The organism is Mucilaginibacter sp., from assembly GCF_041660805.1.
GTDB lineage: Bacteria > Bacteroidota > Bacteroidia > Sphingobacteriales > Sphingobacteriaceae > Mucilaginibacter.
The window spans coordinates 428,560-442,805 of the sequence record NZ_JBAZVP010000002.1 but is presented as its reverse complement, the minus strand read 5'-3'; the positions used below and the strand labels follow the sequence as shown (position 1 = coordinate 442,805).

Here is a 14,246-nt window from a genome sequence, read left to right as displayed (position 1 = left end):
AACTTTTAATAATTTAGTTTTGAATTGCAGGTGCAATTGAGGTTTATGAAGGCAATTTAACAAAAAAACCAAAATGAAAATATTTTTATTGATATTAATATTCAGGTATTTACATACCTGAATATATATGTATAAATAACTTTTTAATATTATTTAAAAAGTTATAAATTGCATGCTTAAGCCCCTTTTGTAAACCATCAAACGCTTTAAATGAAAAAATTATCCTTATTAGTGTGCTCGTGCCTTATTTCGGCTTTAGCATTCGGTCAGCAGGCAAATACAGGTATCGCTATTATTCCCGAACCTGTAAAAATCACAACACACACAGGCCGTTATCTGTTACCAAAAACCATCACCATACAGTCAGGCACCCAAGAGGGCATCACTCCGGTACTGGACCTGATCAAGAAGAGATTCTCAACGGCTACAGGTAAGATCATCAATGTAAAAAAGACTGCTCCATCTGCTGCTATAAAGCTGATCATAGCTAAAAAAACCGATGCAATTATTGGCAAAGAAGGGTATTATTTATCAGTTAAGCCAAAAGGCATCACTATAACCGCCAATGAACCCGCAGGTTTATATTATGGCGTGCAAACGTTGCTGCAACTATTGCCAAAAGAAATAGAAGGTAAAGCTGTAGCTAAAAATGTAAAATGGACCGTACCTGTGGTTGATATAACCGACTATCCAAGATTTGAATGGAGAGGTTTGATGTTTGATGTAGCGCGCCACTTTTTTACCAAAAAAGAAGTAATGAGCTATATTGATAATATGGCACGATATAAACTTAATCTGCTGCACTTGCATTTAACTGATGATGAAGGCTGGCGGATAGAAATAAAGAGCTTACCTAAATTAACTACTGTTGGCGCTTACAATGTTAAAAGAGAAGGTGAATTTGGCAACTTTATACCGCCTACGGCAGATGAGCCACGCGATTACGGTGGTTTTTATACACAGGATGATATCCGCGAGCTGGTAAAATATGCGCAGGAAAGGTTTGTAAATATTATGCCCGAGGTTGATGTACCCGGCCATAGCCTTGCAGCTGTTGTTTCTTACCCACAACTATCGGCTACGGCAGGTGCAGATAAATATGTGGTACGCTCGGGCGAGCGGATAATGGACTGGTCGTTACCGGGCCACCCGGCATTGGTAGATAATACTTTGAACCCTGCCGGCGAATATACCTACCAGTTTTTGGATAAGGTAATTGGCGAAGTGGCGCAACTGTTTCCGTTTGCCTATATGCATATGGGGGGAGACGAATGCGCAAAAAATTTCTGGGAGCAAAGTGCCGAGGTAAAAGCGTTGATGGCCAAAGAAAACCTTAAAACGATGGAAGAGGTACAAAGCTATTTTGAGAAACGCGTAGAAAAAATAGTAGAATCTAAAGGCAAAAAATTCATGGGTTGGGATGAGATCCTGGAAGGTGGTATTGGCCCTAATGCTGCATTAATGAGTTGGAGGGGTGTTAAAGGCGGCATAGAAGCCACCCAGCAAAATCATGATGTGGTAATGAGCCCTACTACATTCACTTACCTTGATTATATGCAAAGCGACAGGGTAATGGAGCCGCATGTATATGCCACTCTTCGCCTGAGTAAAACTTACGAGTTTGAGCCGGTACCTGAAGGCGCTGTTGCAAAATACATAAAGGGTGGACAGGCAAACTTATGGACAGAACAGGTTTACAACATTCGCCAGGCGGAGTACATGACCTGGCCGCGCGGCTTTGCACTGGCAGAATCGGTATGGTCGCCTAAAGAGAAAAAGAACTTTAACACTTTTTTTGCTAAGGTTGAGAAACACTTTGAAAGGTTTAATGAGGCCGAGATAAAATACGCGCCAAGCGTATATGACCCTATATTTAAAGCAACACGCGCCGCCGATAAAAAATTAAATGTTGAACTTACCACAGAGGTACAAGGGCTGGATATTTATTACAGTTTTGATAACTCTTATCCCGACAATTTCTATCCAAAATACACCAGTATACTTACCGTGCCTATTGATGCTACCCAATTAAGGGTGATCACCTACAGGGGCAAACAACCGGTAGGGCGTATGGTTACTATGCCGATAGAAGAATTAAATAAAAGGGCAAAATAGTTTACAAAGGCAATTAAATAAAAAAGCCGCATCATATACGATGCGGCTTTTTTATTTATTTTATTTTACAGCGAAAAGCGTTTCATAGTTTTTACGATAGTAATACGCCAGAAATAAATTGCCAATTAAAAGCAATGCCGCAGTAGGTATTCCGCTGGGTGCCATGAAAATGTGTGATAAAAGAATGTTAATGGTAATTGGAAAAATTACTATAGTAGCAAGTGTAACAAACCTACCTGTTAAAAAGGCTATTGCACAAACCAGTTCAGTAACCTTAATAAAGGTCATTAAATAGCCGGATGCCATTACCCCTGCCATAAATGTTTTATTAGCTTCACTCATTTCGGGCATTTTACCCATATCTATTTTAAAAAGCACCACTACTGATGCAAATAAAAACATAAGCCCCATAAGCGTGCGAACAATAATCATTGTGATTTTCATAATATTGGTTTTAGTTTTTGTGTGATTAAATTTAAAGTAAATTATTGTTTTTCTAATACCCGTTTTAAATTATCAAGGCTTTCTTCCATATCGGCGCCAAGCATTTTATCCATATTCATAAAAAGCAGCATCAGGTTCATAGGATAAGGCATCTTACTATCAAATGACCATTTTACGGAAGTAGTATCATCTGTAACCGTTTGTGTAGCTATATAGGTATCGGCCACACCGGCAAATGGTTTTATAAAAACCACGCGGATGTCTATTCTTTCGCCTTCAACTATATTTTCGATAGTTTGCTCTCCCTTACCCGCTTGTTTAACATCGCTGTCCCATGCGCTGGCATAGCCTACGGTACCGTCTGTACCGCGGTAGGTCATGCGTTTATTAGGGTCGGTCATTACCCATTTGCTGTAATTGTCTTGATTGCGCAGGTACTTAACATATTCAAAAACCTGCTGCCGGGGTTTGTTGATAATAATGCTGCGCTGTATGGTATAGGCTTTGGGTGCAATTAAAGCTAATACAAGCAGCACTATAATAATGCCTGCAAGTATCCCCAGTATGGTTAATACAGTATCCATTTTATATGGTTTTTATGGTTTCGAATTTTTTCCAGAAATAATAAACAACAAATATTATGGTCAGCATTACCAAAGGCAGCACTAACAACCCAATCGGGTCGCCTACAAATGCCCTTGATGCAAAAGCACCTATAAAATTAATGGCAAAGCCCGCAAAAGCCCACTCTTTAATGGTTTTATACTTATTTTGCAATATGGCAATTGCACCCAGTATCTTAAATGCGCCGGTTATCACCATTATGTAAATTGGGTAGCCCAGATGTTTCATTACCTCCTGGCCGGTTTTTTCTTTGACTACACCGGCGCCGCCATCCATCAGCATAAATAATGCAAACACAACGGTGAGTATCCAATAGGTTATTTTTATGGTTTTAGGACTCATGATAAGGTTAGGTTTTATGTTGTTAAATTAATTATTTTTCTTCTGAAAACACACCCCACCTCATCCCAAATTTATCAATAAAGTTCCCCATTGTACCGGCAAAAAAAGTTTCTACCGGGTGCACTACTTTGCCACCTTTGCCCAGCTTATCAAAAGTGCTAAGTAATTCGGCCTTAGTATCACATGCCAGCATTAGTGAAACAGGCCCATCATCTCCCTTCGTATCATTAGGCATATCAGATCCCAGCAGGGTAAGGTCGCCTTTGGTTAAATCGGCATGTAAAATTGAATCCTGCAGATGCGGCGGAAACATATCCTTCATGGGCGACTCTTTAACAACCTGCATTGTTAATTCGCCACCCAGGCATTCCTGGTAAAAAGTCATGGCCTCCCGGCAGTTATTTTTAAAGTTGATGTAAGCATTAATTTTTGACATGATTCCTATTTTTTTGGTTTACAATCTGTTAATTTAATATCTCACAATTATGTCCATTCAATTTAAGCAATTCTATAATATGGTTTGCACAAAAGTCTGTCCCTTCAACACGTAAAACTTTATCACAATCTTCCAGGTCAAAGTTAATGCGGCATACAGGGTAATATTCCAAAAGCAAAACCATCAGTTTTCTTGCCCTCCTTATTCCCTTCACATCTGTCTTAAAAACCTCAATCATCCTTTACTTATATAATGGCTTGTAATACAATAATATATTGCCCGAGTTAAACAATCTCACTTTAAGCAACTGCAAGTTTAGCTGTCCTTTTATTCCTCTAAAAAATGGCTTGCCTTTGCCCAGCACAACCGGGTTTAGCATCAACCTTATCTCGTCTATCAACCCAAGCTTAATCAGCGTTTTTGAAAGATCGGCGCTGCCAAATATCATAATGTCTTTTCCCTGCTTATTTTTAAGGCCCGGTAGCTCCCCCTTAATATTTGTAATTAAACGGCTGTTGTCCCAATCAACACGGGTTAACGTTTTAGAGCAAACTATCTTTTCTGCATTATTCATTAATCCCGCTATAACCGGCGACTGTTGTTTAGCTTGTTCGGTTGGCCAAAAACTTTCCATTAGCTGATAGGTTTTGCGGCCAAATAAAAGGGTATCTACCGTTTCCAATTGTTCGACAGCAAATTGACTAAACTCCTTATCAGTATTATGCCAGTCTATTTCGCCGTTAGGGCCTTCAAAGCGGCTATCAAGCGTTATCATATTAAATAAAATAATACGGCGCATAAATTTTATATTGTTGTAATTAATGTCCATTTTTAAAATAGCTGCATTACAAAGGTGCATTGCTTTGGTATATTTAAAGGGGTGCAATTACGACAATCTAAGGGGTTGATTGCGACGGCATTCCGCTTTACATTTGAAATATGAAACACATATCAATACTTATCCCTGAGGGCGAAACCAGCTTGAGTAACATTGAGGCTGCTCATAAAATGTTCACAAAAGTGAACGAGGCGTTAGATAGGATGAATAAAGCACCGTTGTTTAAAATACAGCTGGTGGGTTTAAATAATGAAACCACTTTAAGTAGCGGCCTGTTCACTATTAAACCCGACTTTACGCTGCAAGACTCATTTAAAACCGACCTGATCATTATACCTGCAGTGCACGGCGATATGAATAAGGTGATAGCCGCTAATAGCGGTTTTTTCCCCTGGATAATTAAACAATATAAAACCGGCGCCGAAGTTGTTTCGCTTTGCATCGGGGCTTTTATATTGGCCTCTACCGGGTTGCTAAAGGGCCGAAGCTGCACCACGCACTGGCTGATGGCAGATGAATTCAGGAAGATGTTCCCGGATGTGAACCTGATGCCCTACAAGATCATTACAGACGAGGGAGGTATTTATACCAGCGGTGGTGCCTACTCATCACTTAACCTGCTCCTGTACCTGGTTGAAAAATTTGCCGGCAGGGATGCTGCCATTATCTCATCAAAAGTATTTGAGATAGACATTGGGCGTAATAGCCAATCGCTGTTTATTATTTTTCACGGGCAAAAGGACCATGAGGATACCGTAATTAAAAAAGCGCAGGACTTTATTGAGCACAATTATCCTGATAAAATTACGGTTGACGGACTGGCATCAATGCTGGCCCTGAGCCGCCGGCACCTGGAGCGCCGCTTTAAAAAAGCCACCTCAAATACGGTGGTTGAATATATGCAACGCGTACGCATAGAGGCCGCAAAAATGAGCCTGGAAACCGTTCGCGAAAACGTAAACGAGGTAATGTATAATGTTGGTTATACCGACACCAAAGCCTTTAGGATGATATTTAAAAAGATAACCGGATTATCTCCTGTAGAATACCGGAATAAATATAGCAAGAGCGGGGTAGCGGCGTAGGGCGTTAAGCTTAACATAGTAATGAGAACTATTAAATTATTGATCTTTAATATAATATTGATGATGGCAACTAACACATTGCAAGGCCAAACAACAGGCAACTACGCCAACGTTAATGGCATAAAAATGTACTATGAGATACATGGGGAAGGCAGCCCGCTGGTGTTGATACATGGAGGGGGATCGACCATTAAAACCAATTTTAGCAGAGTATTACCTCTTTTTGCCAAAACACATAAAGTTATTGCCGTTGAGCTGCAGGCGCATGGCCACACAGGCGACAGGGACGCTCCCGAAACTTTTATCCAGGATGCTGATGATGTTGCCCAACTGTTAAGCCAATTAAACATACCCAAAGCAGATATATTAGGTTTTAGCAACGGTGGCCAAACCTGCCTGGAGCTGGGTTTACGCCATCCGGATAAAGTTCGCAAACTTATTATAGCATCTGCATTTTATAAAAGAGACGCCGTACCCGCGGGGTTTTGGAAAGGTTTTGAAAACCCAAAATTCAGCGATATGCCGCAGGTTTATAAAGATGAGTACCTGAAAATTGGTACACAGGAAGGGTTAATGAATATGTTTAATAAAGATGTACAGCGAATGCTCACTTTTAAAGGGTGGACGGATGATCAGCTTCGCTCGATACAATCCCCCACATTGGTTGTAATTGGCGACCGTGACCTGCCCACGCCAGAACACGCCGCAGCAATGAGCCGACTTTTTCCGCATGGCCGGTTAGCCATACTGCCGGGCACACATGGAAGCTACATGGGCGAAGCATTTACTCCCAAGCCCGAAAGCAAAATACCAGACCTTTTTGTAGCTATGGTAAATGAGTTTTTGGCTGAATAAGCGCTAACTGGAATAGTTTATTCCTTCTCCGGGTCAGGGGAATCTACCAGGGATGAATTTATATTGTCCTGTTCAAAATCCTTTTTATCTTTCAGATTGCGCAAAACCATCCATATTACTAATGCCAGCAACAGCAGTAATATCACGCCAACTATGAAATAATTGATCTCCATGTATTTATCACCACAAGTAACATGCCTATTTTAATTAATGAGGGTTTTCTTAACATGATATTTATATTTTCTTAACACAATCCTAATTATAGCTTTAGGCAAACCCAAACCTTCCACCTAATGTAGATAAACGGTGTGTTTTTATTTTCAATGCACCATTTGCTCCTGACATACTGTTGTCATTACCCCATAGTTTATTTGCATAACAAACATTAAAACTATCAATCATGACAAACAACACAGCAACCACACAGGAAGAGTCAATAGCTTTAATTACCCCGGCATCGCTTTTACAGCACTGGCAGGTACACCGTAAACTAAGCCGCAAAGTTTTAGTTGCTTTCCCCGAGAAAGAATTATTTTCATTTTCAATAGGCGGGATGCGCCCATATGATGAGCTGGTTAAAGAAATGATAGGCCTTGCAAGCGCCGGAATGAACGGTATAGCTACCGGCAAATGGGAAACAACTCCATTACTTGATCATTTTAATAGTGAGGCTAATATCACCTCAAAACAAGAACTCTTAGAAGCCTGGGACGAGGTGACTGAGCAAATAGATAATTTTTGGGCACAGATCCCGGTAGCTCATTTCCATGATATTGTAATGGCTTTTGGGATGTATGAAAACACGGTTCTTGACACTATTCTTTATTTTATTGAGAACGAGATACATCACCGTGGCCAGGGTTATGTTTACCTGCGTGCCCTGGGCTTTGAGCCGCCTGCATTTTGGGACAGAAGTTAAGATATTTTCTGGAAAAGTCAGTTTTGTTCCGGGAGTGTTCCGCTCTGTTCCGCTTTTAGCGGAACGGAGCGGAACACTCCTTTACATTACTTTTTCCAACGTTTTAATTGCCACTCTTCCTGCTGTGATTTATTAAGGTAGGTCCATGCCAAAATGCGGCTTGATTTTTGGCCCTGCGCCATGGGGATAGTTTTTATATCCTTAGCGCCAAAATATTCCAGGTTTTTATAACAGGCGGGGAGTGTGGTTTTTTTGGATATTAAAGACGAGTACCAAAAACATGATGTTTTAAACTGCGCGCTTTCACTTATCATCCTATTCAGGAAACGCTCTTCGCCTCCCTCGCACCATAGCTCGGTGTTTTGGCCGCCAAAGTTGAGTTGAGCGTTTTCTTTAGCACCCAGATTTTTCCACTTGCGTTCTGTACCCTCAGCGGCTTCTTTTAACGAAGCATGGAAAGGCGGGTTACACATGGTGAGGTCAAACAGTTCGCCGGGTTTTATAATTCCATTAAAAATATCAGCAGATGAAGTTTGCTTACGGATCTCGATCAGTTTTGACAGGTTATTTGCCTCTGCAATATTTTTAGCTGAGCGCACGGCAATATGATCAACCTCCGCGCCTGTAAAACTCCAGCCATAGGCTTTATTCCCAATTATAGGATAAATGCAATTAGCACCAACGCCAATATCCAGTACTTTAACTGATTTCCCTGTGGGGATAATGCCGCCGTTACAATCGGCCAATAGGTCGGCTATGTAATGGATATAATCTGCCCTGCCGGGGATGGGCGGACATAAAAAGCCTTCGGGGATATCCCAGTGATCTAAACCGTAAAACTGCTTTAATAAAGCTTTATTAAGCGTTTTTACAGCCTCCGGATCTTTAAAATCTACAGAGAGGTCATTAAACTGATTAAGGGACACAAACGCGCCCAGCTCTGGCAGGGTTTTAATCAACGACGGGAAATCATACCTGTTCCGGTGCGCATTGCGCGGATGCATGGTGGTTTTTTCTTCGCTGGCAGGCTTTGTGTTGTTGGGCATAGTATGCCGTGAAGTTAGGAAGTATATTGGTTAAAACACAACTAATGCCCAATGCTTAACTTGCTTTACCTCTCTCTTTTAAGCTTGGCGCGGTGCATGGCTCCCCAATCGGCCAAAGCGGTTAGCACATCGCCAAGGGTAGCTGCATAATCGGTAACTTCATATTCTACTACCACGGGTGTTTGGTTATGCACAATTCGTTTTAAAAAACCATTCAGTTCAAGCTCCTTTAATTCGCTTGATAATACACGTGCCGAGATCCCGTCTACTGCACGCTGTATCTCATTAAACCGCGTATTGCCTTCGCGCAGGGCTACAATTACCCGCAACTTCCATTTGCCGCCAATTACATACAGCGCATCACCTATAGAATTAAGTGCCCCGGTACACTCCTCACTTGAAATTAAAACCTCGGTATCCATAATGCATTGATTTACAGAAAGCTATACAAAAGGTTACCGCTAACCTTTTGTATACTACTAATATTTTATAACCAAATGTACATAGATTTGGCTAATAAATAAAATATAAAAACGATGAAAAAGATCCTTCATATCATTTCAAGTCCTCGCGGTGAGGCATCTTTAAGTATTAAATTAGGGAATGCTATTATTGAAAAGATCCAGGCTGCTAATCCTGGCAGTACAGTAACCGAAAACAATCTGGTAAACAAACAATTCCCACATCTGGAAGAAGCACATCTTGCTTCCTTTTATACCCCGGCAGAAAACAGGACCCCTGCAAATTTAGTTGCCATTAAACATTCAGAAGAATCAATACAAGAGATACTGGATGCTGATATAATTGTAATTGGCGCCCCTTTATATAATTTCAGTATCCACTCTACATTAAAAGCGTGGATAGATCATATTGTTAGGGCAGGTGTTACATTTAAATACGATGGAAATGGCCCTGAAGGATTGATCAAGGGTAAAAAAGTATACATAGCGCTATCATCAGGCGGAGTTTATTCAGATGGGCCAATGAAACCATTCGACTTTGCTGAGCCTTATTTAAAACATATGTTAAGCTTTATTGGCATGTCAGACATTACCGTAGTAAGGGTAGAGGGCACTTCAATACCCGGAATACAAGATACCGCGTTAGAAAAAGGAATCAACAGCATTCATTTAAATTAAACCATATTAATTTACAAACGGGAAAGGTGTTACCTATTACACTTTTCCCGTTATAATTATTTGTTCTCAGATCGTTTTGTTCTGATCATCTCCCGGTGCTGCTTACCCCATTTAATCATTTCTAAAATAATATCTCCAAAGGTGTAGCAATAATTGGTAACGGTATATTCTACCATTACAGGTGTATCCGGAATCACGGTACGCTTAAGCAATTGGTTAGCTTCCATTTCCTTTAATTCGCGCGAAAGCATCCGTGTAGTTATACCGGGGATGCTTCTTTGAATATCCCTAAACCGCTTATTGCCATTACACAATGAATTAATGATCGGCAGCTTCCATTTCCCGCCAATTACATAAATAGTATCTTGCAATGCTTGCACTTCTTCCTTTTGATTGCGGGGAGTAGATAAAATTTCCCTGGCTTTTTCTAATCTAATGTCATCTTCCATGTTGGTATACTCTATGATACTGGTAACAAAATTATACCAAATAGCTCATACATTTGCCATCATAATTAAATAATTTTTCAATGAATAATTTACAAAACAAAATAGCCCTTATAACGGGCGGCAACAGTGGCATTGGCTATGCAACAGCAAAAGAATTAAAAGAGCAGGGTGCAACAGTTATTATTACCGGGCGCAGAACAGAGGCCATTGAAAAGGCTGCCTCAGAATTAGGCGTAACCGGAATAGTTGCAGATCAGGCGAGCGTTACCGCTATTGAAAACCTGGCCGCAACGGTAGGGGAACAATTCGGAAAAATTGATATCCTGTTCATTAATGCCGGAATAGTTGGCCTGTCGAATATTGAAGATGCGCCGGAAAAACTTTTTGACGAGGTGATGGCTATAAACTTCAAAGGCGCTTATTTTACGCTAAGCAAATTTATTCCCTTGTTAAAAGATGGTGCTTCGGTAGTTTTCCTATCATCAAATACTGCAAGTACAAACTATACGGGGTCATCTATATATTCATCAAGTAAAGCAGCATTAAATTCTATTATGAAAATAGCAGCATTAGAACTGGCGCCGCGCCATATAAGGGTAAATGCAGTAAGCCCGGGGCCAACTGAAACCGAAATAATGAATAAGGCAGGGCTTGACGAAGCAACTTTAAACACAATCAAATCTACCCTTATAAATAGAATCCCTTTAAGAAAAATGGGTACTACACATGATGTTGCTAAAATGGTGGCTTACTTTTGTAGCGATATTGCCGGCTTTATTACCGGGGCAGAAATTTTAATGGATGGCGGAATGTCCTTAGCTTAATCAGGATGTTTATTACTCCCGTGGGTAATCTTTAAAATAAAAACACGCAAGTACTTGGTATTTGCGTGTTTATTGCTGATTTTTTGATTGCTTGCTGTTGTCATTATAGTTCCCTCAACTCTTCATTATAATTTGGTTGATCATTCACTATCCAACGCCTGTATCTGTGCTTTGTACTTTTGTGGTAATAACGTATCTCTTAATATATGTTGCAGGTTTATTACTCCCGTTAGTTTATAAATGAAAAGAATTGGCCTAAGGATGTTCCCATCCTTCAATCGCAACAATTGTTTTACCCTGGCGGGGACAACCAACGCCTGCACTTTTTTTAACAGCCAATACCGCGGGCTGCCCAGGTGTTTGCGGTATTGTTTAAACAGATTGCGGGTAAGGCCGCTGTACTCCATGTTTTGCTGCAGATGTTCGCTGCGCATTGTTACCCATGCCTGGTAACCTATAGGCAGGTCTTTAAGGCCCATGCGGGCCCCTACATTATAAAAAACATTAAATATTTCGCTCTTCTCTACAGTAGTTAATTTTCGTTCCAGCAACTCGTATGATCGGATGGAATAGTCTATCAGCATAAACAGAACATCGCGGTAGGCCCAGTCGGGTATTTGGCTGCCACGTGCAGTTTCTACTTGTTTGTGTATCGCGGTTATCTGATCAATTGCTGCATTCGCATCATCATAGGTAGAGAACAGTATCTTGTGCGCATAAGTAACGGTCGAAAACAACCGCCCCAGCGGATCAGCCGGCAATTTCCCCGTAAAGTACAGCCAGTCTACTGCTTTGTTAAGCGCGAATTCGGCAGCAGCACCGGCAAAAATAAACAGTACGGTATCGGCTTTGCCCCATATCTTCCGCACAATTGAATGTTCATCAACAAAATATTTCATACCCGTTTCAATCTCCTTTCTATTAGCCATACCAGCAGTACGCCTAATGTGTACATCAGCATGTCAGTCCAAGCGAAATACGTGCCTATTATAACACGCGCCGCTGCCACATCCTGCAACCCCAACAGGTTAACAATATGAAAGTACTGCAATACCTCCAATACATAGGCAAACAAAAGCACACCAATCAAAGTGCGGTTTACATTGTAACCGGCAAAACTTCTTATAAAGCAATAGATCAACATCACCACAAAAAAATCACCTACAAACGGCCGTATATAGGCATCATGTGCATATAACGCAATAATGATCTCTATTGCCAGCAATACCACTGATAAAATAAAATATGTTCTGTTAAATTTAAGCATACGGTTATAGTGATGTGGGTTTGATGGTTTTAAGCAGGTTAATATCCCTGTAACAAATGGCCAGCGGCATAACGCCTATAACTCCGAAAGAACAATCTATCAGTCGCCAAAATATGGGTATTTCACGAATGCTGCCCGCTATAAATGCTAAGGGGATAATAAGGACGCAGGCTATTATGCCAAACTCAATTACCCAAATGTTTTTAACAGGGTTTTTAAGCGGGCCAATAAACAATATTGCCAGCATCAGGTGCGCAAAGGCCAGCCAATCTGTACCATAACTTAAGTAGGGAAAATGCTGATTAGTTGTTTTTATAGCCCCATATATAGTTTGTAACCAGTTGACCAACGCATCGGGGTATACATTGTTGTGTTCGTTTAGCCATTGTAACTCCGTCTCCAGCGCGAAGGCTGTGAGGCCGCTTAATGCCAGCCCAATGATCATTATCCAGATGTATATTTTAATGTGTTGCTTTGTGCGACTTTCAAGGTTTGGTTTCATATTGCTTAAATAGTTAATTATTATATTCATTATTTAAGATAGCTGCTGTTGGCGAACAAGCGGCTTATCTGTTTTTGTAAACTTTGCTGGTTGGCCGCGTTAACATTTACGAGATAAAACGGGCCGTTTCCTTTTGCAGCGTTCCATCGCCACTTAATTTGATCGATGGTTTTAAGCCGGCCATTATCAAACCACCAGGCGGCATAAATTTTGTCGTTATTTTTTTGGAGTAAAGCCGTGTACAATTCATGGTTGCCCAGCCTTTCTTTCCGGATGTTTTTAAATTCGTAGCCGCTGCCCGTCCAGCAGATCTTTGGGTCGTGCCCGGGAATGTAAAAGGCAGCAGGCTTGATATAAATAAGCGCTTCCTTATTTTCAAATTTAAGAATGCCACTTTCTAACCGCTGATTGCTGAAACCCGGCAGATGGATGGTGTTTTTTGTGCTTATAAGCGTATCGGCATTGATTATATGGGTGGCTACAAATATCAGAGTGATAAGCAACGCACCATGTAAGAGTGGATACCTCACTGTATACTGGGGACCAATGCCGGCCAACCCGGCGCTTGCTTTGATCATACCAAAGCGATTTAGAAAAGGTTTCCCTCCTGTTATTAGCGGCACTATTACATAAATGCTTAAACAGGCTATCCCCACAAAATCATGAAAGAAAGTGCCGGGCATTATTTTAAACAGCACCAGCAGGAGAATCCTGAAATAGTTACTAATAATATTCAGGGCTATGGTAAACATAAATAAGCCTGCCATCCATAAAAATGGTAGTTGCCTGCCTGTTTGCTTCTGATAATGCATCAGTACAAAAAGGCAAACGATGAGCGACATGATCAGCATATTTAAACCTGCACAGGCCGGATCTACCGAGAACTCAAATTTGCCAATAACAATGATATTACCTGATGCAATTGCCTGCATTCCAATTAAATTTAGCAGTGCAACCACCTTTCCGGTAAGCCACAGCCTCACTGGGAAATCAACAAAAAGGATAAGGTATTTAAAAACCGGCGATACTAAAAACAACAGGAATAAGGTTGCATGGCTCACCTTGCCTAAACAGTTTTCGATAAGCAAGAGCAATGTAAATACCATTGCTATAAAGTACATTGTGTTAACGGGCAGCATTACGGCTAATGCTAACATCACAATGGCAGGCAACAGGTATCTTAATGAAAGTTGTTTACTGTTTACGGTGCATATAAATGGCGCCAGTAAAACGCCTGTATACAGGTTGGCATCCCACCGCATAAAGCCTGGAATAAACCCAACTGCCATAGTTAAATATACCAGCGCAAACCCAATGGTTAAGTACGGAAGGGACGGCTTTTTTATACTGATAGTAAACAT

19 protein-coding genes are annotated in these 14,246 nt (G+C 40.8%); 6 read left to right on the top strand and 13 right to left on the bottom strand.

The features are described 5' to 3' along the window. Positions 1-210 precede the first annotated feature (210 nt). Entirely contained in the window at positions 211-2,115 is a 1,905-nt protein-coding gene (locus WC743_RS05065; RefSeq protein ID WP_373010738.1) for a beta-N-acetylhexosaminidase, read from the top strand. Positions 2,116-2,175: 60 nt separating this feature from the next. Here WC743_RS05065 and WC743_RS05060 read toward each other — a convergent pair whose 3' ends face one another. The 5 genes from WC743_RS05060 to WC743_RS05040 form a co-directional block, all read right to left on the bottom strand. Continuing rightward, positions 2,176-2,559, bottom strand: coding sequence for a DoxX family protein (locus WC743_RS05060; RefSeq protein ID WP_373010737.1), 384 nt, complete (start codon positions 2,557-2,559; stop codon positions 2,176-2,178). 41 nt (positions 2,560-2,600) lie between these two features. After that, positions 2,601-3,143 carry an SRPBCC family protein gene (locus WC743_RS05055; RefSeq protein ID WP_373010736.1) on the bottom strand — a complete coding sequence of 181 codons (543 nt, stop codon included), beginning with the start codon at positions 3,141-3,143 and terminating at the stop codon, positions 2,601-2,603. A 1-nt stretch (position 3,144) separates the two neighbouring features. Next, a complete protein-coding gene (locus WC743_RS05050) occupies positions 3,145-3,525 on the bottom strand; it encodes a DoxX family protein (RefSeq protein ID WP_373010735.1) in 381 nt (126 codons plus the stop codon). A 31-nt stretch (positions 3,526-3,556) separates the two neighbouring features. Then, on the bottom strand, positions 3,557-3,961 hold the full coding sequence (locus WC743_RS05045; protein ID WP_373010733.1) for a VOC family protein: 405 nt from the start codon (positions 3,959-3,961) through the stop codon (positions 3,557-3,559). Positions 3,962-4,202: 241 nt separating this feature from the next. Further along, positions 4,203-4,790, bottom strand: a complete 588-nt coding sequence (locus WC743_RS05040) for a dihydrofolate reductase family protein (RefSeq protein WP_373010731.1) — start codon at positions 4,788-4,790, stop codon at positions 4,203-4,205. 110 nt (positions 4,791-4,900) lie between these two features. Between WC743_RS05040 and WC743_RS05035 the strand changes: the two genes are divergently transcribed. Both WC743_RS05035 and WC743_RS05030 read left to right on the top strand, forming a co-directional pair. Further along, a complete protein-coding gene (locus tag WC743_RS05035; protein WP_373010730.1) occupies positions 4,901-5,884 on the top strand; it encodes a GlxA family transcriptional regulator in 984 nt (327 codons plus the stop codon). 21 nt (positions 5,885-5,905) lie between these two features. Further along, a complete protein-coding gene (locus WC743_RS05030) occupies positions 5,906-6,739 on the top strand; it encodes an alpha/beta fold hydrolase (RefSeq protein ID WP_373010729.1) in 834 nt (277 codons plus the stop codon). A 17-nt stretch (positions 6,740-6,756) separates the two neighbouring features. On the opposite strand, the gene WC743_RS05025 is transcribed toward WC743_RS05030, so the two are convergent. Further along, positions 6,757-6,912, bottom strand: a complete 156-nt coding sequence (locus WC743_RS05025) for a hypothetical protein (protein WP_373010728.1) — start codon at positions 6,910-6,912, stop codon at positions 6,757-6,759. Between the two features lie 227 nt (positions 6,913-7,139). Here WC743_RS05025 and WC743_RS05020 point away from each other — a divergent pair, with 227 nt between their 5' ends. After that, positions 7,140-7,658, top strand: coding sequence for a DinB family protein (locus WC743_RS05020; protein ID WP_373010727.1), 519 nt, complete (start codon positions 7,140-7,142; stop codon positions 7,656-7,658). 86 nt (positions 7,659-7,744) lie between these two features. On the opposite strand, the gene rlmF is transcribed toward WC743_RS05020, so the two are convergent. Together rlmF and WC743_RS05010 are read right to left on the bottom strand one after the other, a co-directional pair. Further along, entirely contained in the window at positions 7,745-8,704 is a 960-nt protein-coding gene (rlmF, locus tag WC743_RS05015) for a 23S rRNA (adenine(1618)-N(6))-methyltransferase RlmF (protein ID WP_373010725.1), read from the bottom strand. Positions 8,705-8,769: 65 nt separating this feature from the next. After that, positions 8,770-9,126, bottom strand: a complete 357-nt coding sequence (locus tag WC743_RS05010) for a winged helix-turn-helix transcriptional regulator (protein ID WP_373010724.1) — start codon at positions 9,124-9,126, stop codon at positions 8,770-8,772. 114 nt (positions 9,127-9,240) lie between these two features. Between WC743_RS05010 and WC743_RS05005 the strand changes: the two genes are divergently transcribed. After that, on the top strand, positions 9,241-9,843 hold the full coding sequence (locus tag WC743_RS05005) for an FMN-dependent NADH-azoreductase (RefSeq protein WP_373010723.1): 603 nt from the start codon (positions 9,241-9,243) through the stop codon (positions 9,841-9,843). 56 nt (positions 9,844-9,899) lie between these two features. Here WC743_RS05005 and WC743_RS05000 read toward each other — a convergent pair whose 3' ends face one another. Next, complete coding sequence (locus WC743_RS05000) at positions 9,900-10,292, bottom strand: winged helix-turn-helix transcriptional regulator (protein ID WP_373010722.1); 393 nt, start codon at positions 10,290-10,292, stop codon at positions 9,900-9,902. A gap of 80 nt (positions 10,293-10,372) precedes the next feature. On the opposite strand from WC743_RS05000, the gene WC743_RS04995 reads away from it, so the two are divergent. Beyond that, a complete protein-coding gene (locus WC743_RS04995; RefSeq protein WP_373010721.1) occupies positions 10,373-11,116 on the top strand; it encodes an SDR family oxidoreductase in 744 nt (247 codons plus the stop codon). 140 nt (positions 11,117-11,256) lie between these two features. Here WC743_RS04995 and WC743_RS04990 read toward each other — a convergent pair whose 3' ends face one another. Genes WC743_RS04990 through xrtN form a run of 4 tightly spaced genes read right to left on the bottom strand, consistent with a single transcriptional unit; the run spans position 11,257 to position 14,246 of the window. Next, the gene (locus WC743_RS04990) at positions 11,257-12,045 is read right to left on the bottom strand and encodes an oxygenase MpaB family protein (protein ID WP_373010720.1); all 789 of its coding nucleotides are present in this window, start codon (positions 12,043-12,045) and stop codon (positions 11,257-11,259) included. Beyond that, positions 12,012-12,383, bottom strand: coding sequence for a DUF2809 domain-containing protein (locus tag WC743_RS04985; RefSeq protein ID WP_373010719.1), 372 nt, complete (start codon positions 12,381-12,383; stop codon positions 12,012-12,014). The genes WC743_RS04990 and WC743_RS04985 overlap by 34 nt, the downstream gene beginning before the upstream one ends. A 4-nt stretch (positions 12,384-12,387) precedes the next feature. Continuing rightward, the gene (locus WC743_RS04980) at positions 12,388-12,885 is read right to left on the bottom strand and encodes a hypothetical protein (RefSeq protein ID WP_373010718.1); all 498 of its coding nucleotides are present in this window, start codon (positions 12,883-12,885) and stop codon (positions 12,388-12,390) included. Positions 12,886-12,914: 29 nt separating this feature from the next. Beyond that, the gene (gene xrtN / locus WC743_RS04975) at positions 12,915-14,246 is read right to left on the bottom strand and encodes an exosortase N (protein WP_373010717.1); all 1,332 of its coding nucleotides are present in this window, start codon (positions 14,244-14,246) and stop codon (positions 12,915-12,917) included.

What these genes read in the sequence shown, in the direction of transcription:
- WC743_RS05065 (WP_373010738.1), top strand. Translation starts at nt 211, where the DNA reads ATGAAAAAATTATCCTTATTAGTGTGCTCGTGCCTTATTTCGGCTTTA.
- WC743_RS05060 (WP_373010737.1), bottom strand. Translation starts at nt 2,559, where the DNA reads ATGAAAATCACAATGATTATTGTTCGCACGCTTATGGGGCTTATGTTT.
- WC743_RS05055 (WP_373010736.1), bottom strand. Translation starts at nt 3,143, where the DNA reads ATGGATACTGTATTAACCATACTGGGGATACTTGCAGGCATTATTATA.
- WC743_RS05050 (WP_373010735.1), bottom strand. Translation starts at nt 3,525, where the DNA reads ATGAGTCCTAAAACCATAAAAATAACCTATTGGATACTCACCGTTGTG.
- WC743_RS05045 (WP_373010733.1), bottom strand. Translation starts at nt 3,961, where the DNA reads ATGTCAAAAATTAATGCTTACATCAACTTTAAAAATAACTGCCGGGAG.
- WC743_RS05040 (WP_373010731.1), bottom strand. Translation starts at nt 4,790, where the DNA reads ATGGACATTAATTACAACAATATAAAATTTATGCGCCGTATTATTTTA.
- WC743_RS05035 (WP_373010730.1), top strand. Translation starts at nt 4,901, where the DNA reads ATGAAACACATATCAATACTTATCCCTGAGGGCGAAACCAGCTTGAGT.
- WC743_RS05030 (WP_373010729.1), top strand. Translation starts at nt 5,906, where the DNA reads ATGAGAACTATTAAATTATTGATCTTTAATATAATATTGATGATGGCA.
- WC743_RS05025 (WP_373010728.1), bottom strand. Translation starts at nt 6,912, where the DNA reads ATGGAGATCAATTATTTCATAGTTGGCGTGATATTACTGCTGTTGCTG.
- WC743_RS05020 (WP_373010727.1), top strand. Translation starts at nt 7,140, where the DNA reads ATGACAAACAACACAGCAACCACACAGGAAGAGTCAATAGCTTTAATT.
- rlmF (WP_373010725.1), bottom strand. Translation starts at nt 8,704, where the DNA reads ATGCCCAACAACACAAAGCCTGCCAGCGAAGAAAAAACCACCATGCAT.
- WC743_RS05010 (WP_373010724.1), bottom strand. Translation starts at nt 9,126, where the DNA reads ATGGATACCGAGGTTTTAATTTCAAGTGAGGAGTGTACCGGGGCACTT.
- WC743_RS05005 (WP_373010723.1), top strand. Translation starts at nt 9,241, where the DNA reads ATGAAAAAGATCCTTCATATCATTTCAAGTCCTCGCGGTGAGGCATCT.
- WC743_RS05000 (WP_373010722.1), bottom strand. Translation starts at nt 10,292, where the DNA reads ATGGAAGATGACATTAGATTAGAAAAAGCCAGGGAAATTTTATCTACT.
- WC743_RS04995 (WP_373010721.1), top strand. Translation starts at nt 10,373, where the DNA reads ATGAATAATTTACAAAACAAAATAGCCCTTATAACGGGCGGCAACAGT.
- WC743_RS04990 (WP_373010720.1), bottom strand. Translation starts at nt 12,045, where the DNA reads ATGGCTAATAGAAAGGAGATTGAAACGGGTATGAAATATTTTGTTGAT.
- WC743_RS04985 (WP_373010719.1), bottom strand. Translation starts at nt 12,383, where the DNA reads ATGCTTAAATTTAACAGAACATATTTTATTTTATCAGTGGTATTGCTG.
- WC743_RS04980 (WP_373010718.1), bottom strand. Translation starts at nt 12,885, where the DNA reads ATGAAACCAAACCTTGAAAGTCGCACAAAGCAACACATTAAAATATAC.
- xrtN (WP_373010717.1), bottom strand. Translation starts at nt 14,246, where the DNA reads ATGTTTACTATCAGTATAAAAAAGCCGTCCCTTCCGTACTTAACCATT.